This is a genomic window from Brevibacillus brevis (assembly GCF_900637055.1).
In the GTDB taxonomy this organism is placed as follows: Bacteria; Bacillota; Bacilli; order Brevibacillales; family Brevibacillaceae; genus Brevibacillus; species Brevibacillus brevis.
On the sequence record NZ_LR134338.1, the window covers coordinates 5,381,064 to 5,402,471 of the forward strand.

Annotated in this window: 26 protein-coding genes; 9 read left to right on the plus strand and 17 right to left on the minus strand. The window is 47.4% G+C overall.

Translation table 11 applies throughout. The annotated features are described in order from the left end of the window. Positions 1 to 81 precede the first annotated feature (81 nt). Complete coding sequence (gene speD / locus EL268_RS26130; RefSeq protein WP_106652391.1) at positions 82 to 891, minus strand: adenosylmethionine decarboxylase; 810 nt, start codon at positions 889 to 891, stop codon at positions 82 to 84. A gap of 205 nt (positions 892 to 1,096) precedes the next feature. On the opposite strand from speD, the gene EL268_RS26135 reads away from it, so the two are divergent. Further along, positions 1,097 to 1,450 (plus strand): DUF805 domain-containing protein, encoded by a 354-nt coding sequence (locus tag EL268_RS26135; protein WP_106652390.1) that lies wholly within the window; start codon positions 1,097 to 1,099, stop codon positions 1,448 to 1,450. Positions 1,451 to 1,552: 102 nt separating this feature from the next. Here EL268_RS26135 and EL268_RS26140 read toward each other — a convergent pair whose 3' ends face one another. The 11 genes from EL268_RS26140 to EL268_RS26190 form a co-directional block, all read right to left on the minus strand. Beyond that, a complete protein-coding gene (locus EL268_RS26140) occupies positions 1,553 to 2,425 on the minus strand; it encodes a sugar phosphate isomerase/epimerase family protein (RefSeq protein WP_106652389.1) in 873 nt (290 codons plus the stop codon). A gap of 45 nt (positions 2,426 to 2,470) precedes the next feature. Then, positions 2,471 to 3,466, minus strand: a complete 996-nt coding sequence (locus EL268_RS26145) for a Gfo/Idh/MocA family protein (protein ID WP_106652388.1) — start codon at positions 3,464 to 3,466, stop codon at positions 2,471 to 2,473. Next, complete coding sequence (locus EL268_RS26150; RefSeq protein WP_106652387.1) at positions 3,466 to 4,368, minus strand: Gfo/Idh/MocA family protein; 903 nt, start codon at positions 4,366 to 4,368, stop codon at positions 3,466 to 3,468. The genes EL268_RS26145 and EL268_RS26150 overlap by 1 nt, the downstream gene beginning before the upstream one ends. A 51-nt stretch (positions 4,369 to 4,419) precedes the next feature. Then, the gene (locus EL268_RS26155) at positions 4,420 to 5,622 is read right to left on the minus strand and encodes an ROK family transcriptional regulator (protein ID WP_106652386.1); all 1,203 of its coding nucleotides are present in this window, start codon (positions 5,620 to 5,622) and stop codon (positions 4,420 to 4,422) included. A 22-nt stretch (positions 5,623 to 5,644) separates the two neighbouring features. After that, positions 5,645 to 6,607 (minus strand): ABC transporter ATP-binding protein, encoded by a 963-nt coding sequence (locus EL268_RS26160; RefSeq protein WP_106652408.1) that lies wholly within the window; start codon positions 6,605 to 6,607, stop codon positions 5,645 to 5,647. Next, positions 6,600 to 7,592, minus strand: a complete 993-nt coding sequence (locus tag EL268_RS26165; protein WP_106652385.1) for an ABC transporter ATP-binding protein — start codon at positions 7,590 to 7,592, stop codon at positions 6,600 to 6,602. The genes EL268_RS26160 and EL268_RS26165 overlap by 8 nt, the downstream gene beginning before the upstream one ends. An 18-nt stretch (positions 7,593 to 7,610) precedes the next feature. Continuing rightward, positions 7,611 to 8,501, minus strand: a complete 891-nt coding sequence (locus tag EL268_RS26170) for an ABC transporter permease subunit (RefSeq protein ID WP_106652384.1) — start codon at positions 8,499 to 8,501, stop codon at positions 7,611 to 7,613. Positions 8,502 to 8,520: 19 nt separating this feature from the next. Then, on the minus strand, positions 8,521 to 9,444 hold the full coding sequence (nikB, locus tag EL268_RS26175) for a nickel ABC transporter permease (protein WP_106652383.1): 924 nt from the start codon (positions 9,442 to 9,444) through the stop codon (positions 8,521 to 8,523). A gap of 67 nt (positions 9,445 to 9,511) precedes the next feature. After that, a complete protein-coding gene (locus EL268_RS26180; protein ID WP_106652382.1) occupies positions 9,512 to 11,098 on the minus strand; it encodes a glutathione ABC transporter substrate-binding protein in 1,587 nt (528 codons plus the stop codon). 72 nt (positions 11,099 to 11,170) lie between these two features. Next, positions 11,171 to 12,235 carry a Gfo/Idh/MocA family protein gene (locus EL268_RS26185; RefSeq protein ID WP_106652381.1) on the minus strand — a complete coding sequence of 355 codons (1,065 nt, stop codon included), beginning with the start codon at positions 12,233 to 12,235 and terminating at the stop codon, positions 11,171 to 11,173. Between the two features lie 104 nt (positions 12,236 to 12,339). After that, a complete protein-coding gene (locus tag EL268_RS26190; RefSeq protein ID WP_106652380.1) occupies positions 12,340 to 13,329 on the minus strand; it encodes an ROK family protein in 990 nt (329 codons plus the stop codon). A 206-nt stretch (positions 13,330 to 13,535) separates the two neighbouring features. Between EL268_RS26190 and EL268_RS26195 the strand changes: the two genes are divergently transcribed. From EL268_RS26195 to EL268_RS26230, 8 genes are all read left to right on the plus strand, one after another. Next, positions 13,536 to 13,781, plus strand: coding sequence for a spore gernimation protein GerQ (locus tag EL268_RS26195; protein WP_106652379.1), 246 nt, complete (start codon positions 13,536 to 13,538; stop codon positions 13,779 to 13,781). Positions 13,782 to 13,794: 13 nt separating this feature from the next. After that, positions 13,795 to 14,166, plus strand: coding sequence for a spore coat protein (locus tag EL268_RS26200; RefSeq protein WP_106652378.1), 372 nt, complete (start codon positions 13,795 to 13,797; stop codon positions 14,164 to 14,166). A 15-nt stretch (positions 14,167 to 14,181) separates the two neighbouring features. Further along, positions 14,182 to 15,318: a zinc-dependent alcohol dehydrogenase gene (locus tag EL268_RS26205; protein ID WP_106652377.1), complete on the plus strand. Its 1,137-nt coding sequence runs from the start codon at positions 14,182 to 14,184 to the stop codon at positions 15,316 to 15,318. A 30-nt stretch (positions 15,319 to 15,348) separates the two neighbouring features. Next, positions 15,349 to 15,543, plus strand: a complete 195-nt coding sequence (locus EL268_RS26210) for a hypothetical protein (RefSeq protein ID WP_106652376.1) — start codon at positions 15,349 to 15,351, stop codon at positions 15,541 to 15,543. A 14-nt stretch (positions 15,544 to 15,557) separates the two neighbouring features. Then, positions 15,558 to 15,851, plus strand: coding sequence for a spore coat protein (locus tag EL268_RS26215; RefSeq protein ID WP_106652375.1), 294 nt, complete (start codon positions 15,558 to 15,560; stop codon positions 15,849 to 15,851). Positions 15,852 to 16,077: 226 nt separating this feature from the next. Next, positions 16,078 to 16,536, plus strand: a complete 459-nt coding sequence (locus tag EL268_RS26220; RefSeq protein ID WP_106652374.1) for a hypothetical protein — start codon at positions 16,078 to 16,080, stop codon at positions 16,534 to 16,536. Between the two features lie 326 nt (positions 16,537 to 16,862). Continuing rightward, complete coding sequence (locus EL268_RS26225) at positions 16,863 to 17,633, plus strand: matrixin family metalloprotease (RefSeq protein WP_232030079.1); 771 nt, start codon at positions 16,863 to 16,865, stop codon at positions 17,631 to 17,633. 177 nt (positions 17,634 to 17,810) lie between these two features. Next, complete coding sequence (locus tag EL268_RS26230) at positions 17,811 to 18,341, plus strand: GNAT family N-acetyltransferase (protein ID WP_106652372.1); 531 nt, start codon at positions 17,811 to 17,813, stop codon at positions 18,339 to 18,341. Positions 18,342 to 18,410: 69 nt separating this feature from the next. Here the strand turns inward: EL268_RS26230 and arsC are convergent, their stop codons facing one another. The 5 genes from arsC to EL268_RS26255 form a co-directional block, all read right to left on the minus strand. Next, the gene (arsC, locus tag EL268_RS26235) at positions 18,411 to 18,815 is read right to left on the minus strand and encodes an arsenate reductase (thioredoxin) (protein ID WP_106652371.1); all 405 of its coding nucleotides are present in this window, start codon (positions 18,813 to 18,815) and stop codon (positions 18,411 to 18,413) included. 19 nt (positions 18,816 to 18,834) lie between these two features. After that, entirely contained in the window at positions 18,835 to 19,875 is a 1,041-nt protein-coding gene (gene arsB, locus EL268_RS26240; RefSeq protein ID WP_106652370.1) for an ACR3 family arsenite efflux transporter, read from the minus strand. 15 nt (positions 19,876 to 19,890) lie between these two features. Beyond that, complete coding sequence (locus tag EL268_RS26245) at positions 19,891 to 20,328, minus strand: ArsI/CadI family heavy metal resistance metalloenzyme (protein WP_106652369.1); 438 nt, start codon at positions 20,326 to 20,328, stop codon at positions 19,891 to 19,893. A gap of 64 nt (positions 20,329 to 20,392) precedes the next feature. Further along, positions 20,393 to 20,698, minus strand: a complete 306-nt coding sequence (gene arsR, locus EL268_RS26250; protein ID WP_106652407.1) for an arsenical resistance operon transcriptional regulator ArsR — start codon at positions 20,696 to 20,698, stop codon at positions 20,393 to 20,395. A gap of 212 nt (positions 20,699 to 20,910) precedes the next feature. Next, a complete protein-coding gene (locus tag EL268_RS26255) occupies positions 20,911 to 21,375 on the minus strand; it encodes a hypothetical protein (RefSeq protein ID WP_164724530.1) in 465 nt (154 codons plus the stop codon). Positions 21,376 to 21,408 lie beyond the last annotated feature (33 nt).

The window sequence follows — 21,408 nt, forward strand, 5'->3', positions numbered from 1 at the left end:
GAAGCGGCCAGTCAATCCCCCCTTGCGGGGCGGAGGCCGAAGCGTAGACTGAAAATGCGCTTCTTTCCCCCACTACAGCTACTAATTCACAAAATTTTTCCCATAGTAAATCTCGTCCATCTCTATTTGCAATTGCTTCGTAATATCCTCCTGCTCCTCCGGTGTCAGCTTATCCTTCGTGTATCCGAACAAATAATTGTTCAGATCAAATTCCCTACGCTTGCATTTGGTATGGAAAATATTATCTTGGTATACATTCACATCAATCATGTGGAACAATTCCTTAATTTCCTCGGGAATATAATTTTGGATCGAACTGATGTCGTGATCGATAAACAGCTTGTATCCATGTATATCCCGGGTAAATCCGCGCACCTTGTAATCAATTGTCATCAAGTCTGTATCAAACGAACGAATTAAATAATTGAGTGCTTTGAGCGGAGAAATTTCGCCACAAGTCGACACGTCGATATCGGCCCGGAATGTACTGATGCCCTCCGTCGGATGGTACTCTGGGTATGTATGCACCGTAATATGGCTCTTGTCCAATTGCAGCACCACATTTTCAGGCAAAGGTCCGGGGGATTCCTCATAAGATTCAGTAGGGACTTCTACGACTGGCCCCTCTGAAACAAGAACAGTGACGCTCGCGCCTTGTGGTACATAATCTTGTTGGGCGACATTCAGTATATGTGCACCGATAATATCCGACACGTTTTTCAGGATATTCGTCAATCGCTCTGCATTGTATTGTTCATCTATGTATTCGATATACGCTTCGCGTTCCGCTTTTGTTTTCGTGTAGCAGATGTCGTACATGTTGAAGCTGAGCGACTTGGTCAAATTGTTGAAGCCATGCAGCGTAACGTTTTGTTCTGTTTTTTGTTCCAAGCGTCATTTCCCCCTGTGGTAGCATCCAAAACTCGTTTGCTCTTACTTTTTCCTCCATCTCGTTCATAAATACCCGTTACTTTTGTCCTAACCAAAAATGATTCAATAGCATTAGGGAAACTTGACAGAATCTGGTTCTAATCCCCTGGGTTTAGTGATAAAATATCGAAGTGTGTCAAAATTTAGAAGAAAGGGGGAAATTATCATGCATTGGTATACAAGCGTATTGAAAAAATACGTCGCTTTTACAGGAAGAGCTAGACGTCAAGAATATTGGATGTTCACTTTGTTCAACATCATCGTATCTCTGGTAATTGCTCTCGTAGACTCATTACTTGGTACTGCATCTGTTTTGGGCTTGATCTATTCACTGGCAGTATTACTGCCTAGTTTGAGCGTAACTGCTCGCCGATTGCACGATACTGGAAGAAGCGGTTGGTGGATCCTTCTCTCGTTTATTCCTTTTATCGGTGCAATTATTTTGATCGTATTCTTGTGCCAAGACAGCCAAGGAGACAACCAGTACGGTGCGAATCCAAAATCATCGCAATCCTTCTAATGTCTCCATCGCCTCTCCTCATAAGGGAGAGGTTTTTTATTTTTCGCCCAAAGAAAAAACGGCAGTTCGGGGCTCCCCAAATGCCGTTTTTCCGCTACCGTTTTACGCCTCGTCCCAAAAACGTCGCAGGTTGTCCATTCCAATCTTGGAACCTTCTCGACAATCCTCCATGCCTTCGAACTCGACCGTGATATAGCCATCATAGCCGGACTGCTTTACCAGCTTGACGACCTCACGGATGTTGATGTCGCCTTGTCCCACTATCGCTCCACGCAAAAAGTTGCCATTGACGGTCTTGAACCATTTGCCTGCGCCTGGATCATGGTAGGAAGGACGGAAGTAGAAATCTTTGAAATGCACGAGCGAAGCGTAAGGCAGATTTTTTTGCACACCGACCAGCGAAGCCTCGTCTACGCACATGAAGTTTCCGATATCCAGCGTCGTTTTGAAATTCGGGCGGTTGACCTCATGCAAGACACGCTGCACGCGATCGCTTGCCTGCACCAGCCAGCCGTGATTCTCGATTGTCGTCGTTATTCCGAATTGCGCGGCATAATCAGCGATTCGGCGGCTTCCCTCGACCATCTCAGCCAAATGCTTTTCGAAGTACTCGATCGTCGTCTCCTCTACGGGAACAGTAAAGGCGGACACATCGTGGCGCATATGCTTGATACCCATGCGGTCCAGCAGATCGACATGTGTTTTTACACGTGCGACCTCTGCTTCGAAGGCTTCTTCGTCTGGTTGAATAAAGTTGGTCGGCATCGAATAGTTGGACAGCTCAATCCCTACCGCTTTTGCCTTATCCCGAACAGCGTCTGCCAATTCGTAGTTATCGACCAGTGTAAAACCGTACGGTACGATTTCCATGTGCTCGCCACCGTTATCCGCGATCCATTGCACGACATCCAGTACGTCCATTTCCCCAGCTCGGATAGCTGTCAGCAGACTGTAAGTGCTCAATCCAATTTTCATCAGTTCCACCTCATTCGATTGATTGTATAGAAAGGCTACTGCTCATCATGATGAGAAATGCAGCTTGTTGATAGTCACGACTTGCTTGAGACGATGGGATTCATAGGCTGCCTTCACTACTTCGAGTGTCCGCAGTCCATCCTCTCCTGTAATAGACGGAGGTCTGCCTTCTATGACATTTTGCACAAAATCTCCGATAAGCCGCTGATCCATATCCACAGCCCAAGGTAAATGTTGCAGCTTCGAATCGCGGTCATTGTAATAGAGCGCGTGTTGCTTGAACACATCGACGTCCAACGTGCCTTTGGTGCCGACAATCCGCATCGTCACATCTCCCCACGTCGGGAACGTCTTCGGCCGCGACCAGCTCGGATCAATTCCGACGATCACGCCAGACTCCATTTCCACGGAAACCAGTCCGCAGTCCTCTACCTCAATCTCGTAAAAGCGTGTGTCCAGCTCAGCGTAGACGCTTTTTACTTCGTCTTGGAGCATCCAGCGTACGAGGTCCATCAGATGGACGATGTGATCCGTCGCTGCCCCGCCTCCAGACAGCTCTTTTTCAATAAACCAGCCACCTGGCATTTGTCCGTGGTTCGTTCCATCGATGGCGAGAATGTTTCCGAGAGTACCTGATTGAACGATCTGCTTCACGTTTTCCATCACGGGTGTAAAACGGACAGGATAGGCAATTTGAAGTATGACACCCTCCTCTTTGCAGACCTGAATCATTTCGCGTGCATCCGCAATCTCGGTGGCAATTGGTTTCTCGCACAGAATGTGCTTTTTCGCTCGCGCTGCCGCAATCACGTGCTCCTTGTGCTTGGCATTCTCCGAGCAAATAATGACCGCATCGATACCGGATTGCAAAAAGGCTTGCAGATCCTTGTAAAAATCGAGTTGGTAGGCAGTGGCCATTTCCTCTCCACGGCGCGAGTTATCATCCCAGACTGCTATCAGCTGCGCATCGGGGTGCTTTTGCAAATATGCAGCGTAGCTATGCGCATGCATATGGGCGAAGCTGACGATTCCTACCTTCATCACTCGTCACCTCCGTGCATGAGCTTCACAGGTTGTCCCGTCTTTACCGATTCTCTTGCCGCCGAAGCGATATCGAGAGCCCCGAGCAGATCACATGAGTGCAGACGTGCCACTTCCTGTTTCTGTACACAGCGAATGAAATGCTCCCGCTGTCGCTGCATCAGGTCCATCTCTGGGAATGATGTCGACAGAAACTGCTCTCCCCGACTCCAGCGTATGGGGGTACTTTCCCGGCTATCATGCGCAATCATTCCTAAATCACCGGTAAGCTCAAAGGAAGCATGTTCTGCCCCCTCCGCCCAAGATAGCTCTACATGGGCAATTGCCCCGCCTGCCATTCGGAGCATGACTAGCGCATAATGGACGATCTGTCCTGACTCATTCGTGTGCTTGACCTCTCGCGCCATCACTCGCTCAACCTCGCCGAACGTCCAGCGCAACCAATCGAATTCACGTATTCCAAGGGCTTGAAAAATGCATTTCCCTACATTTTCAGCCGATGCAGGAGCACCTCTTCGCAAGCGAATGACGCCTGCTTTACCTATGGCCCCATTCTTTATTTGTTCGTGCGCTTGCTCGTATTCTGGAGCAAAACGCAGCGTATTGGCGAATTGCAGCACGATATCATGCTGATCGCACAAACTGATTCCTTCACGCCCTAGAGCAGAACCCTCTGCACATAAAATATGCTTTCCCGCCTGGGCAGCCAGCGTCACCCATGGATCAATACTGTCCGTAATCGAGCCAATCTCCACGATATCCACTTCTGTTCCCTGCAAAATTTCGCGCAAAGAAGACAAGCTGTCTGCCACACCTACAATCTCTGCCTCTTTGATCCGAAGCCAAGCCTGCGACTCTTTGATGCTTGTTCCCGCTTCCCCTGCGACCACAACTTTTACCATGATCCTGCTCCTCCTCTCCTCGAGCTTTCTGTACTGCTAGACACACCCCTCTTATAGCGAAAACTGAAACGTATCCTGCAATAAAACAGCAGCAGCTCCTGCGACCTCTACATTTTCACCCAACGAATTCAGCCGAATCTCCAGTTCCTCCGTCAAGATTCCATGCGCGTATTCCCCCACGTATTCTTTTACTTTGGCAATCAACAGCTCATTTCCGAAGGCAATTTCACCACCTAGAATCATGACCTCCGGATTGAACAAATGAATCAGATTGACCAGTCCCGAAGCCAAATAAGAAGCCGTTTCCTCCAAGATGCTGACCGCAAGCGGGTCCTGCTCTGCCAAGGCCTGACGAAACACCGCAGGAGTAATCCGGCCAACATCCTGCTCCACCAAATCCGAGATGCGGCTCGACTTTCCTTTCGCAAGCGAGGAGACCAGCTTGGAGTAAATCGTTGGCCAGCTCACGTAATTTTCCAGACAGCCAATATTGCCGCAGTCGCACCGCACACCTGCCCGATCAATCGTGGTATGACCGAACTCACCCGCCCCGCCTTTAAAGCCTCTGTAGATGGCACCGTTCATCAAAATACTGGCTCCCAATCCATCCCCAAGCGTGACGTACAGCATGTTTTGATAATGACTGAAATCCCCGATGGTCTTCTCGGCTAGCAAGTACGCATTCGTGTCGTTATCCAGCCATGTTTTCAACTGGAAACGCTGCTCGATCATTTCTTTTACAGGGGCATTCTGCAAGCGGAGCTTCGGATTGTAGCGAATCACCCCATGGACCGAGTCTACGATGCCTTGTGTGACAATCGAGATTCCCATGCATGTCTCCAGACTCGCGGCTCCACGCAAAAATTGCTCAATAATCTCCATCAAATAAGCGAGGACACTCTCTCCTTGGTACGGCTTGATCGAGTGCACTTCCTTTCGCTTGACCGCGGCTTCCAGATTCATCTCGGCAATCGTAATCTTCGAGCCGGAGATCGAAATACCGATCAGAAAACGACTGTCAGGAGAGAACTGGACCAATATTGGTTTTCGTCCGCCATTTGACTCTCCTGTTCCCACCTCGCATACGAACGAGTCACGAATCAACTCACTGACAGCCGAGGTCACGGTGGTAGGACTCAGTTTGTTCCGCTTCGCTATTTCACTCCGGGAAATGGGGCCGTAATGACGGATCGTATCGAATATGATGGAGCGATTCAGTTCCTGGATCAGTTTTAAATCACCCGTCCTACGCATGTAACCATCCCTTTTATTCAAATCACAAATGGCAAGCGACAAAATGATCTCGGTCTGCCGCTTCGCGCAATGCAGGCGGTGTCACCTTGCATATGTCCATCACGAACGGACAGCGCGTATGAAACAGACAGCCTGACGGCGGATTCACCGGGCTCGGCACATCTCCCTGTAAAATGATCCTCTCCCGCTTCGCTCGTGGATCAGGAATCGGAACCGAAGAGAGCAACGCTTTTGTATACGGATGCCGGGGATTGGCAAAAATCATTTCCTTCGGGCCGGATTCTACGAGACTCCCCAAATACATCACGCCGATCTTGTCGCTAATATGCTCGACCACGCTCAAATCGTGGGAAATAAATAAATAGGTTAAATGAAATTCTTCCTGCAAATCTTTTAGCAAATTCAAGATTTGCGATTGAATTGACACATCGAGAGCAGAGACCGGCTCATCCGCGACGATCAGCTTCGGCTTCAAAATCAAGGCACGAGCGATTCCGATACGTTGCCGTTGCCCTCCACTGAATTCATGGGCGAATTTCTCCGCATGATAGCTGGAGAGCCCGACGACCTCGAGCATCTCAGCGACAACCCGATCCCGCTCTTGGGCAGACAGCTTCGTATGAATGAGAAGAGGCTCTGCTACCACATCGCGAATTTTCATCCGCGGATTCAATGAGGCGTACGGGTCCTGAAAAACCATCTGTACCTGCTTGCGCACTTCCCGCAGCTTTGTTTCGTTCATCTTGGAGATTTCTTCTCCATTGATCCAAATCTTGCCCTCATCCGGCATCAACAATCGTGTGACCAAGCGCCCTGTCGTCGACTTGCCGCAGCCACTCTCTCCGACCAGACTGAACGTTTCGCCTTCCTTGATCTCGAATGAAACGTGATTCACTGCCTTTACGCTTTTTTTGCTGCTTAATAGACCGCTATCAATCGGGAACGTTTTTTTGATACCGTCTACCACGAGCAGTGATTTAGACATAAACATCCCTACCTTCCTCTTGATAGAGCCAGCAGCGGCAAGAACGTTCCTCTCCCACCGTCGTAATGGCAGGCTCCTTTTCCCAACAAACAGGCATGACGTCCTTGCAGCGCGGAGCGAATTTGCAGCCCTTCGGCATATTGTTTGGTGTCGGTACGTTCCCGGGAACAGAATCCAGCCGCGCGCGCTTTTGCCCGATTTTGGGGACAGAGCCGATCAAGCCTTTGGTATACGGATGCTTGGGTTCATCGAACAAGTCGTAAACAGATGCTTCCTCTACGACACGTCCTGCGTACATGACCACGACACGGTTGCACATCTCTGCCACGACGCCGAGATCATGCGTGATCAGCAGCATCGACATATGCTCGTCAGCCTGCAACTGCTTCATTACGTCGAGGATTTGCGCTTGAATCGTGACATCGAGTGCCGTCGTTGGCTCATCGGCGATCAACAGGTTGGGATTGCAGGACATCGCCATCGCAATCATGATGCGCTGTCGCATACCGCCAGAGAGCTGATGCGGATACTCCCCCATAATTTCGCTCGGTCGCGGAATGCCTACTTTTGTCAGCATGCTCACTGCTTGTTCTCTCGCTTTTTGGTCGGAGTAGCCGAGATGCAAGCGAATCGCTTCCATCAATTGCTCTCCGATTTTCATCACCGGGTTGAGCGAAGTCATCGGCTCCTGAAAAATCATCGAGATTTCTTTTCCGCGAATACGGCGCATTTCACTCTCCGAAATCGAGAGCAAATTCGTACCGTTGTAAACAATCTCGCCATTGGTAATCTCGCCAGTCGTGTCCTTGAACAGGCGCATGATTGACAAGGAGGTCACGCTCTTGCCGCAGCCCGATTCGCCAACCAGTCCAAGCACTTCGCCTTTTTTTATATGAAAGCTGACATGGTCGAGGACGACTGTCTTCTGGTTGTCTCTCGTAAATTGCGTCTGCAGATGCTTTACTTCCATGATGTTGTCACTCATCTGCCCCATCTCCCTCGTTTAGTTCTTCGTTTTCGGGTCCAAAATATCGCGCAAGCCATCCCCAACCAGGTTGAACGCCAGCACGGTCAAAAAGATCGCAATCCCGGGAATGATGACCACATGAGGAGAAGTAGCGAGATAATCACGACCCATACTGAGCATCGCCCCCCAGTCGGGACTCTCAGGCTTTGCCCCCAGACCGAGAAAGCTGAGACTGGATGCAGCCAAGATCGAGGTACCGATCCGCATGGAAAAAAAGACGATCATACTGGAGACGGTCTCTGGAAAGATGTGACGAAAAATAATCCGGCTGCTTTTTGCCCCCATGGACCGCGCCGCTTCTACAAACACCGCTTCCTTGGCAGCCAATGTATTGCCGCGGATCAAACGAGCAAACGATGGAATACTGAACACCGCTACCGCCACGACGACATTCGTTAATCCCGGGCCGAGGATCGCAACGATGGCGATTGCGAGCAGCAAATCGGGAAAAGCGAACATGACGTCACTCCACCGCATGATGAGACGATCCATCCAGCCCCCGTAATATCCACTGATCAAACCTAATACCGTTCCAACCACTGCGCCGACCAGCACAGAAGAAAAGCTGACGCCAAGAGAAATTCCCGTCCCTACGATGATGCGGCTCATAATATCCCGTCCGTATTCATCTGTCCCTGCCCAGTGCTCCATGGATGGAGTCTGCAACGTCACGTCATAGTTCGGCTCGTACGGATCATACGGCGCGATCCATGGGCCAAACAGTGCTATCACAAACAAAAACAAGATAAAAAACCCAGCCCAGAAAGCTGTCTTTTGCTTTTTCCACTTCATCCAAAACTCGCGGGCTCGGGATTTCTTTTCAGTGGGAACCACGACGTTATGCCCGATTTCTTTTACTACCTCCATTTACGTCACCTCCTTGCCATTAGCTGTCATAACGGATTTTCGGATTCAGTGCCTTGTACAGGATGTCTACCAGCAGATTCACGAGAATGAACTCCAGTGAAAACAACAGGATGACTGCCTGTACGACCGGATAATCGCGAAACGCAATGGAATCGATCAACAGACGCCCCATACCCGGAATGCTAAACACCGTCTCCACGACAACCGATCCGCCCAACAGAAAGCCGAATTGCAAACCGGCGATAGTCACGACCGGAATCATCGAATTTTTCAAAGCGTGCTTGCGAACGACTACCGATTCCTTCAACCCTTTTGCCCGACCTGTTCGGATAAAATCTTCCTTTAATGTTTCGAGCAGGGAGGAGCGTGTAAAACGGGCCAGCATCGACATGATGCCTGCTCCCAAGGTTAACGAAGGAAGCACGTAGCTTTTCCAGCTCTCGACCCCACCTGTGGGAAACCAGCCTAGTGTGACCGAAAAAACTTGTATGAGAATGAGCCCCAGCCAAAATCCAGGCAAGGAAATACCGGAAATCGCCGTCAGCATCCCTACGTAATCCGGCCATTTATTGCGGAAAACAGCAGAGATTGTCCCAATCAGCAACCCGAGCACCAAGGCCCAGCCCAGGCTCATAAATGTCAACGTCATCGTTACGGAAAAACGGTTTTCAAACATATCGCTAATGGGAAGCCCCGTCTTCAAGGAGTGTCCCAAATTTCCTGTCAGCAGGTTTTGCATGTAGGTGACGTACTGGGTAAGCAATGGCTTATCCAAGCCCAGCTCCTGACGCACCCGCTCGATCTCTTCCAAGGTCGCTTCTTTTCCCGCTGCCAAGCGGACAGGATCACCCGGAACCAGATGGATAAAAAAGAAAATAAGCAACGACACGACAAAAATGATCGGGATGATCTCGATGAGTCTCTTCACGATATAACGGAACATGGTACGGTTCCTCCTAAAAGAAAAGCAGCGCCCAGCGGCAGACAATGCCCGAACGCTGCTTCAAGTATTATTGGAACGCCGCTTCTCTTACATAGATGCCGCCACTCGGTGTGATATAAACACCGTTCACGTTCGCGCGTTTTCCGTACAAGATTTCATCGACTGCGAGGAAAATCCATGGTGCATCTTTAAACACATTTTCTTGCACGACGCCATACAGCTGCTTTTGCTTGTCTTGATCTGATGATTGTGTCGCTTCCTTAATGCTTTGGTCGACAAGGTCATTTTTGTAAAAAGCCGTATTCGCTCCCGCAGGCGGGAAGTTCTCGCTGCTAAACAACGAACGCATCGCGTTGTCTGGATCAGCAGAGGACCAGCTTACATACCACATGTTCATTTTTGCTTCTTCTGGCGACTTGATGCCGTAGATTTCATCGGACAGCGTCGCTTCTTCCATCGATTTCACTTCAACGGTGATGCCGACCTTTTGCAATTGCTGCTGAATGAATTGCATGCCCTTCATCGTATCCGAGTTCGTATTCCCCCAGATGTCCGTTGTGAAGCCGTTCTCGTAGCCTGCTTCTTTCAAAAGCTGCTTCGCCTTTTCTATGTTGTATTCATAGGCGCCTTGCTTCGCGTAGTGGGCAATCGTCGGCGACATCACGGATTCCAGCTGTGCGCCGTATCCGGCTTTCACGACTTTAATGAATGCCTCCTTGTCCACTGCATGGTTGATGGCTTGGCGAACGCGCGGATCATCAAACGGCTTTTTCAGCATATTGATCGAGACATAGCGGGTGATAGTGGAAGGTGTGCGCTCTACCTTTACTCCCTCTTCACCGTTCAGTGTCTCTACCTGCTGTTCCGGCAACGGATAGATGACATCGGCCTCCCCCGTCTTCAGCATGGCTACGCGGGAGCCATTTTCAGGAACAGGCTTGTAGACGATTTTACCGACCTTGGCAGCGCCCTTGTTCCAGTGATCTGGATTCAGCTCTACCGTCAGATGGTCACCCTGTACCCATTCCACGAATTTATATGGACCTGTACCGACTGGATTTTTGGTAATGTCTTTACCGTACTTTTCCAGAGCCGCCGGGCTGATGATTCCTGTCGTGAACTTGTTGATCATCGCGGAAAACGGCTGGTTCAGCGTCACTTTCACTGTGTGCTCGTCGACAACCTCTGTGGACTTGATGTATTTGTAGTTCCGATAAGCTCTCAGGTTGTTGTCTTTGTTGCTCATCCGGTCGAAGTTGATTTTGACCGCTTCGGCATTGAATGGTGTGCCGTCATGGAACTTCACGTTTTGCCGGAGCTTGAAGGTGTACTCTGTTGCATCTTCATTCACCGAATATTCAGTCGACAAACCTGGCATGAGCTTCAAATCCTTGTCGTAAATCAGAAGCCCTTCAAACATCGCGCTTTGGACACCTGATGACAGGGCATCTCCTGTATTTTGCGGGTCCATCGTGATAAAGTTTTCGTTTACAGCGATCACCATCTGATCCTTTTGCGGCGCTCCCGTCGTTGTCCCGCCATTGGAAGCTGCCGGAGTTCCACTACCACTTCCACCGCCACTGGAACATCCGAAAAGTAAAGCCACTGAAAAAAGTAAGACGGATGCTGTTCGCAAAAACGATGCTTTTTTCATTTCTTTTCCCCCTTGTCTTCATCTGCTCTATGGGTGATATCTGGATGTCCATGGATAGGTCTTGCCTGCCGATTATCGGGTAAATACGATTTCTCTTCCGGTCGCAGCCGATTCATAAATGCCGCACAATATCTTCATCATCTCCACTCCGTCCTGCACAGGGCTGAGCGTTTCTTTTTCATCCAATATGCATGCGATGAAGTGATCGATTTCATTTTGGAAGCCTCGCTTGAAATCAAACGATAATTTATCCATCTGCGGGCTGACATTCAGGATGGTGTCATGCTTTTCTGCAATGATGGACAGCTCTGGCTCCACCTCTGCGCCTCCCTTGTCTCCGTACAGCTTGACGGCCAGCTCGTCTTTTTTCGCATGCAGGGTATAGCTCACATCCACGAAAAGGGACGCTCCGTTTTCAAAGCGAATGAGTGCATTGGCCATATCCTCGACGGTGTTTTGGGAAGGATCGTAGTCAGCTGCTTTGTAAAAGGAGAGATTTTTGACATTGGCGCGATTGCCCAGCTTGTTGTATGTATTGCCGCTGACGGTCGTTACTTTTGGACAGCCCATCAAGTACCAGCACAAATCAATGACATGCACGCCGAGATCAATGAGTGGACCTCCCCCAGATCTGTCCTTGTCAGCGAACCAGCCCCCTGGATTGCCCAAACGGCGCAGACAGGATGCCTTCGCGTAATATATCTCGCCCAGCTCGCCCGCATCGATGAACTGCTTGAGCAATTGCGCATTCGTATCGTATCTTCTCACAAAGCCTACTTGGAGCAGCTTGCCACTCTCTTTTACAGCCTCTTCTATCAGGAGAGCGCTTTCAACTGTCGTACTTAAAGGCTTTTCTAAAAGCACGTGCTTACCCGCTCCGAGGGCAGCAATGGCAATGTCTGCGTGCGTGTTGTTCCACGTACAAATACTTACTGCGTCTACCTGCTCATCTGCGAAAACATCTTCAAGCTTGCTGTAGTAGGTTTCGGCCCCGTACTTCTGTGCTTTTTCCCGAGCACGCTCCTCGTTGAAGTCGACGACGGCACGAATTTCTGTACGTTCGTTTTGCTGGTACGATTGCAAGTGCATGTCTGAAATGGATCCTGCACCAATTACCGCAACTCTCACTTTTGCCATGATGTTGTCTTCCTCCTTGCTTCTCATCTGTTAATTAATTTTTTCAGTGGAGTAATTAATAAGATGATACAAAATTGTTTTAATTTTTGCAATACGGATTTCAATTAAAAATTTTGCGGTTTCTCTCCTGGTTGATTTAACGCAAAAACTCCCCCTGCCGCTCCCATCACTCCAGCTTCCGCCCCGATCTGGCTAAGGGCAACGCGTACCCCCTGCACCAATCCAGGGATGCATCTATCTCTCATGCTCTTTTCGATTTCTGGAAGCAATAGTGCGGATGCGTTCATTACCCCGCCTCCGAACACGATGACCTCCGGATTAAACAAATAGATCAGATTGGCTGCTCCTATGCCTAAGTAAAACCCAGCTTGCTTTACGATTTGCGCGAAAAATGCATCTCCTGCAAGCGCAGCTTCGCAGATATCTTTTGCCGTCAGTTCTCCATTTTGAACAAGGATTCCATCGGTAACGGGCTCCTTCGTGGATACCAGTTTGTGACTAGCGGCGCTTTCAATGGCAGTACCAGAAGCGTAATTTTCCAGGCATCCGCGATTCCCACAACGGCATGGCGGTCCGTTCCAATCGATCGAGATATGGCCGAACTCACCTGCACTCCCATCTCTACCTGATATCAATCGTCCGTCGCTGACGATTCCAGCCCCTACCCCTGTGCTGACCGTGACGTAAATCATATTTCGTGTACCGACACCTGCGCCCCATAGCCACTCTGCAATTGCCGCCGCATTCGCGTCATTGAACAGTCGAACAGGCAATCCGAACCTTTGCTCAATCAACAAGCCAATCGGTACATTTCGCCAACCCAAATTACTCGCAAAAATGACTTCGCCGCTATCGCTGTTAATTACACCAGCCGAAGCAATTCCAACACCGCGTACTTTTTCGGGATGGATGCCGCTTGCTGACAGGACATCGTGCGTGGCGGACAGCACCCGTTCAATCACTGCCCTCTCTCCCTCTTCCGCGTAGGTCGGCAGCTGCTTTTGTGCGATGATCCTGCCGTCTTGATCAACCAAACCAGCCAAGATTTTGGTCCCGCCTAAATCTAGTCCAATCGCATACTCCTCTTTTGCCATGCTCGTCTCTCCTTTGTTCACCGTAACCGCCCGATATTAATTTCTCCAATGGCTTTATAAATTCAACTTTGCTTTATTTGTAGCACACCCCTTTGATTCCGTCCAGATTATTCAAAAAATTAACTTCGTTGACAGCCATCTTTCGAATACCAAGAAGTACATAGGACAGAATAGAACTGTTAAAAGCCCAAAAGGAGGATTGTACGATGAATAAACAGACGCTGGCTGCCCATGAATCACTGGATATTCATGAAGTACTTAACTTCAAAACACTCTGCCTCGCCAAATCCAAGCTGATGCAAGGCATTGTATTCGATCAGGATTTACGAGCGTTGATGCAAAAAGATGTAGAGCAATCCTTGCAAGCAATCGCGGAGCTTCAGGCTATTTACAAGAAAGCACCCTTCCAGGCACCGATCCCGCAAACTCGTCCGACCCCCATCATAAACTGAAGGTGAAAATCCGATGAACAACGATTATCAAGATCCCATTCATTCGTTAAACATGCCGGAGAAGGCAGATATGACTTTTGCTATGGACTTCCTCATGCGTGCCAAAGAAGGTGTCCGAAACACGGCAATCGCTCTGACTGAAACCGTTACTCCGGAAGCAAGGGCCGTATTGCGAAAACAACTTCATCAAGGAATTGCTCTCCATCAAGAAATCGCGGAACTGATGCTCAGTAAAAAGTGGTTCCATCCCTACGAACTCCATGAACAGTACCAACTAGACCACCTCTCCGCCTTGGAAACGATCCAAATCGGGCAAATGAACCTCTTTCCTGAGGATACCTCGCGAAAAGGCATGTTCGATCGGACACCAGATGAACACCAGTGATGGAGGAACTTATTGATGAAAGCTGTTACATACCAAGGCATTAAAAACGTAGTGGTAAAAGATGTGCCCGATCCGAAGATGGAAAAGCCCGATGATATGATCGTGAAATTGACAAGCACCGCCATATGCGGATCCGATCTCCATTTAATTCATGGCATGATCCCCAATTTGCAAGAGGATTATATTATCGGTCACGAGCCAATGGGCATTGTTGAAGAGGTAGGCCCCAGTGTAACCAAGCTGAAAAAGGGTGACCGCGTCATCATTCCATTTACGATTGCTTGCGGCGAATGCTTTTATTGCAAAAACCATTTAGAAAGCCAATGTGACAATTCAAACGAGAATGGCGATATGGGTGGTTTTTTCGGATATTCCGCTACAACTGGCGGTTATCCTGGGGGACAGGCGGAGTATTTGCGGGTGCCCTTTGCGAACTTTACCCATTTCAAGCTACCCGAAAACTGCGAGGTAGAAGATGAAAAGCTGTGCTTGATTGCCGATGTTATGCCAACTGCCTATTGGAGCGTAGATAACGCAGGTGTCAAGAACGGAGATACCGTGATTGTCCTCGGCTGTGGACCCATAGGTCTTCTTGTCCAAAAGTTTTGTTGGCTAAAGGGTGCAAAACGTGTGATTGCGGTTGATTATATCGATTACCGCCTGCAACATGCAAAGCGTACGAACAACGTAGAAATCGTAAACTTTGAGCAAAAGGAGAATATCGGCAACTACCTGAAAGAAATCACGAAAGGTGGGGCTGACGTTGTCATCGATGCTGTTGGCATGGATGGAAAAATGTCCGCTCTGGAGTTTCTTGCGAGTGGCTTGAAGCTGCAAGGAGGCGCCATGGGGGCAATCGTCATCGCTTCCCAAGCAGTCCGCAAAGGCGGCACGATCCAAATTACCGGTGTCTATGGCGGGCGCTATAATGCCTTCCCTCTTGGAGACATCATGCAACGCAATGTCAACATACGCTCCGGACAAGCTCCAGTGATCCACTACATGCCATATATGTATGAGCTCATTACCACCGGAAAAGTCGATCCAGGCGACATCATTACGCACGTCATTCCCTTGAGTGAAGCAAAGCGTGGATACGAAGTGTTTGATACGAAAACAGACAATTGCATCAAAGTCGTTCTAAAGCCTTGATGAAATGACGGGAAGGAGGGTGCTGCTGCGATGAGTTACGGATTGCACGAACAGCTTGAACTGCATGAAATTGCTTCTTTTAAAACCATTTGCATGACCAAGTCCAAGACGATGCAAGGCCTGGTTTCCGATGAGACGTTGAGACAGCTTTTGGCGGACGATGTTCTCATATCCACCAGACAGCTTCAAGAGCTGAGCTCTCTACTGACAAAAGCAAATTCATAGGGGGAAACAAACGAATGAGTGGCATTCTTCAAAGCTTAGCCGGTATGGGTGGGCTGACGGATCAAGTAATCGCCATGGACTTTCTCATCTCAGCCAAGAGCGGTGTGCGGAACTATGCGATGACACTGACGGAAACGGGCACCCCAGAAATTAAGGCAACACTAACCAAGCAATTGGAAGAAGCAATCGATTTGCACGAAAAGATCAGCCTGTACATGATTGAGCGAGGTTGGTACCATCCATGGAATGTTACCGAGCAGATTCAGTTGGATCAGCAAAATATCCAGACCGCATTAAATCTTCCGTGAAGTGAAAGCACCCTTTTTGGGTGCTTTTCTTTTATCCTTACTACTTTGTCTACCATTCGACAATATCTCCTAAAGTAACCGGAACAAACATCCTATAAAATGGTATATATAGATATTTTAAGGAAGTGCAACATCTCATATTTTTGATGGAGTACCGCAACATCTGGCATCCACTCGATGATCGTTTCAGAGCTACATATACCCCTCTCATGAAAGGTTGATGTTCATGTTTAAAAAAGCCTTGATCATCCTGACATTAAGCTCAGTTGTCGCTGTACCAAGTGTAGCCGCTCAAGCCCAAGGGGCCGCTCTACCTTTACAGGAGAAGGCGCCAGCCTCCGCAAAAACAATCATCAAAAATGCCGCATTTGGTCAGGAAGTATGGGTCATGCTCGGCTCCCCTATTCCAACCGGATGGGTCGTGATCAGATCTTCTGGCAATATGAACCTGATTAAGGATATGAACAATGCTCCTGCTGGTTACGAAGTGTGGGTAATGCTCGGCTCACCTATTCCTGACGGATGGGTTGTGATCAGAAGTTCCGGAACCATGAACCAGATTAAAAATCTGAACAACGCTCCCTCTGGTCAGGAGGTATGGGTGATGCTAGGCTCGCCTATTCCTGACGGATGGGTCATAGTCAGATCATCGGGAACAATGAACCTGATCAAACGTATAGGCTAATCAGAACAATTGGATAACCGCATCCCAAATAGTTAAGCACATGGCATGCATCCTCCACAAGCTGACGTCGAAACTCAATCGACATCAGCTTGTTTCCTTTTCTTTTTGGCCATAAAAAAATGCAAAAAGTGTTCCATATTGTGAATTTTTTGTATTTAACTTGAAAATACTGGATGTGTATTTTACCATTAGAAAAACAATTTCAAACTACTTAAAAGAGATGAACTAGTAGGAATGGAATTGTTTTTGTCATCAAAAAAATGAGAAGGAGGTCTACAGAGAACTGTACTGGAAAAAACGAAAACTCTTGTTTGGAAAGGAGCCTCATGATGTTAGAAAGAATTTTGGGTAAACTTTTATTGCTCACCATTACTCTTGTCACTCTTGTAAATGGATATTTTGTTACGCCGACAAACGCACAGGATCAATCCGAATATCGCGTGGATTTTAGCGGTGTATCCGCTCCGATCCCTGTCAATATCCGTACCGGACCGACAACTTCTGCCGCTATCATCGACAGGCTTCAACCAAATACCCGTGTACAATTTTCTGGTTGGACCCGAGGTACCTCGCTCAATGACTATTGGACAAGCTCCCCTGATAATAGATGGTTCTTCTACGAGAATAACGGCGTGAAATACTATGTTGCGTCTGCTTTTATTAATGGAAACCCACCTGCAACTGATCAGAACAATGTCTTAGTTTCGTATCAGGTAACCATTACGACGAATATCCCTGCTCTTAAACAGGCCTATGAAAATGCCATTCGAAATTGGAACAACACAGGCATTGTTTCATTAACACCAACACAAAATGCCCCCATTACCTTAGGTGAAGGCTATGCGAGGGGCTATGATGGATTTGGCTGGTGGCAATCGAACGGTTCCAGAGTAACCGGTGGCACAGTTATCCAATGGAACAGAGTGAGCAACAGAAACGCCGCTTATTTAGAAGCCTTGGCTACTCATGAGATTGGGCATGTATTACGACTAAATCACAGATCGGATTACTCGATCATGAATAACTCTTGGTTAACGAGAATCACTGCTCCGACCCAAAACGACATCAATGAGCTTAGAAACATCTTTAGTCGATAACTCCATTGCCCACAAAAAAAGACAATGCAAAGGCACTCTTTTGGCTGTCGAGAAAATCGACGGCCTTTTTTTGATTAACAATTAACAGCGCAATTCTTGGTGATAGACTCCTTTCCTTCTCATTCAACAGCGTATACTATTAGAAATATTCCTTACAATTCCCAAAGGAGAATCCCCATGAATAATCAAATCCTCAGTACGCGCCTGACTCTCACAAAAGTAGCATTACCCGATTGGGAGCTGATCCGCTCCATCTATTCCAACCCGACACTGATGGAGCATATCGGAGCGACCATGAGCGATGAAGATATCCGCCGTAACTTTGAGAAAGAACTCGCTCCGTGGAGCCTTGAATCGACACACTGGCTAACCTGGATCGTACGTGAAACCGACTCTGGTAACAACGTTGGCTTGATTAGCATCTGCACCCGTAACCAAGAACGAGAAAATCTCACTGCGGAAGTAGGCTTCATCATACTGGAAGGATACAAAGGCAAGGGCTATGCTACGGAAGCAATCGGACGCGTATTTGATTTCGCTGTGGATACTTTTGGATTCAAAAAATTTACGGCAGTTTGTTCCGAAGAGCATGTGGCTTCACGCCGTGTTTTGGAGAAGGCAGGAATGAAGCTGGATAAAATCGTGCCCGAAAGCACTGAAATTGCGGGTAAGATGGTGAATGACTGTTTTTATTCGTTGGAGAAATAAGAAAAGGAGTGTCTTCTGACAGCCTCCATTCGCTGTACAGCGACACTCCTTTTCCCCCTCACCCAAAAACTACTTTCCCGTTTCCTTATACGCTTTAATACGTGTCCCAATTTCATCTCGAACCCTTTGAAACTCAGACCATTCTTTTCCTGCGGGATCGTCAAATCCCCAATGAACGCGTTTCACATGAGGAGGTGTGGTTGGGCAAACGGAGTCTGCATGACTGCATAGTGTCACGATCAGATCCGCTTTGTTTAGGATATTCGGGTCAATGACGTCAGAAGTTTGCGTAGAAATGTCTATTCCTACTTCTTGCATCGCTCGAACGGCATTTGGATTGACACCATGCGCTTCAATCCCCGCAGAAAACACATTCCACGAGTCACCCAAGTATTTCTTTCCCCACGCTTCTGCCATTTGGCTTCGGCAAGAATTCCCTGTGCATAAGAAGTAAATGGTCTTTTTGTTTTCCATGATATACTCACCTTTTCCATTACGATATTGAATTGGCAAAATACTTTCGCTTGAACCATAATGCTACGTTAACTAAGGCAATCATCACCGGGACTTCAACAAGAGGACCGATGACAGCTGCAAAGGCGGCACCTGAGTGAATCCCAAAAACACCGACTGCCACAGCAATTGCCAACTCAAAGTTATTACTGCCTGCCGTAAACGCAAGAGTCGTTGTCACCGGATAGTTTGCGCCTATCTTCTTCCCCATAAAGAACGAAATAAAGAACATCAAGATGAAATAGATAAGAAGAGGAATCGCGATTCGAACGACATCGACTGGTACACTCACGATATTTTCTCCTTGTATCGAGAACATGACGACGATCGTAAAAAGCAACGCTATCAATGTCATAGGGCTTATTTTGGGGATAAACACTTTCTCGTACCACTGTCTGCCTTTTGCTTTCACCAAAGTAAAGCGCGTCAGCATCCCTGCAAGAAATGGGATACCCAAGTAGATGAACACTGATTTGGCTACTTCCGCCATCGTAATGTCAACGACTGCTCCCTGGATGCCTAGCCATTCTGGAATAATCGTAACAAACACATAGGCATAGACCGAAAAGAAAAGCATCTGAAATACTGAATTGAAGGCCACAAGCCCGGCTGCATACTCGGTATCGCCTTTTGCCAGGTCATTCCATACAATCACCATCGCAATACAACGTGCCAGGCCAATCATTATCAGCCCTACCATATATTCTGGCTTATCTGGCAGGAAAACGATAGCCAATACAAACATCAAAACCGGACCAATCACCCAGTTCTGAATGAGGGACAGCAAAAGAACCTTGCGATCTTGAAAGACACGTCCCATCTCTTCGTAACGAACTTTTGCTAAAGGGGGGTACATCATCAGAATTAAACCAATGGCAAGAGGGATGGATGTTGTGCCAATTTGCAAGCTGTTCAATCCACTTGTGAAGGCCGGAAAGAACGTTCCTACCGTAATCCCAATAACCATAGCTAGGAAAATCCACAGGGTTAAGTAGCGATCTAAAAAAGATAGTTGTTTCATGAAGCACTCCTTCGTTTAACAGCAAGCTTTGCTTACGACTGTATTTGAATCTGCACAGCAGGAAGAGGATTCGATTTTATGAACGCCACTGTCAGCCTTGGTGTAAAAAAATTCCCATTCATTCCCGTCCGGATCTGTTACCCAAAATTTGTCCTGCACAGCATAGCAGCATGTCGTATCCATCTCATCTCGTGCGAAAAAGCCTTCTTTTACTAGCCTTTCCTTATGAGCAACAATTTCCTCCGTACTTTCAACCTGGAATCCAAAATGATTGACTTGATTCCCACTAACGGCGTCTCGGACATTTAACGTAAAGTTCAACCCCGGGCTTTCCAGCAAAAACTTTGCATAATCGGTCTTTACCTTCACAGGCTCTACTCCAAATACCTTTTGATAAAATTCAATCGATTTCTCCAGGCTCGTAACGTTAATCCCAACGTGAACATACTTCATTCTCATGTTCCTCCTATGATTACATAGATTCATCAAAAAAAATTGATTTAAGGTTTAAAAAAAATTAGCAGCAGCTGCCTTTACCTGTTTTCCTGAAAATACAACAAAGCTCTTCCGATAACAGTTGATTGACTTCGCTGTCGTTCAAGTCGTAATAACTCCAAGTACCTTTTGTTTCTTTCACAATCAGGTTTGCGTCCAATAAGATCTTGAGATGATAGGACAACTTGGATTGTGGCATGTCAAAAACCTCAGTGAGGTCACATACGCACGTCTTGCCTCTCTGACAAAGCTCATACATAATTTCTAATCGTTTCTGATCGGCAAGAGCTTTGAATTTCTTCTCATATTGCTCCAACTTTTGCTTCATATCGTTCATGGATAATACCCTCATTCATCAATTTTTTTTGATGTATTTATTATATGCGTGGTTTCCAAGAAAACGCAACGTTTGTATATCAATTTTTTTTGATGAATAGATATAACGTTTGCTTCCACTCGTTCATTTTTGTAATAGAAAGCGAACTATCCCCACATGCACTTACCTAACTATAAGTAGACTACATACCAAAGTTACTCCCTTTATCTTATCAAGTTGCTTATTTGAGAGTTATACTCCTCTGGTTGAAACGTCATACTCGGTACCTTTTCAAGCCAATCTACTTTTGTCCCTATATTTTCAAAACTGTTAATCAAATCTTCCCGTGTACATTGGTCGATACCCATTCGCTCCCACTTGATAATGCCTTCACTCCTTACAACTTCAACGATTATTATTGTGCACCACAAATCACAATCGTCGGGACACATCAATATGGGAAGCATTTCTCTCTGCTTGAATGACTCGTATCGGCTTCGTACAAAAGCCTTCTCTCTTGGTTCATCTATCCAGTTTAGGATAGTCGGAATTAATCCTTCCAAATGATGATTGGGGTAAAGAGAGTGAAGGATAACATCAAGCGGGACCTCATCAATCAATATACACTCATGTTCATGATCGCAGTATTTACTTGTCATCTTCTTCACTTCTATTTTGTTCAGCTTCAACAGAATGCTCCTCCATCCACGACTCCGTCGAAA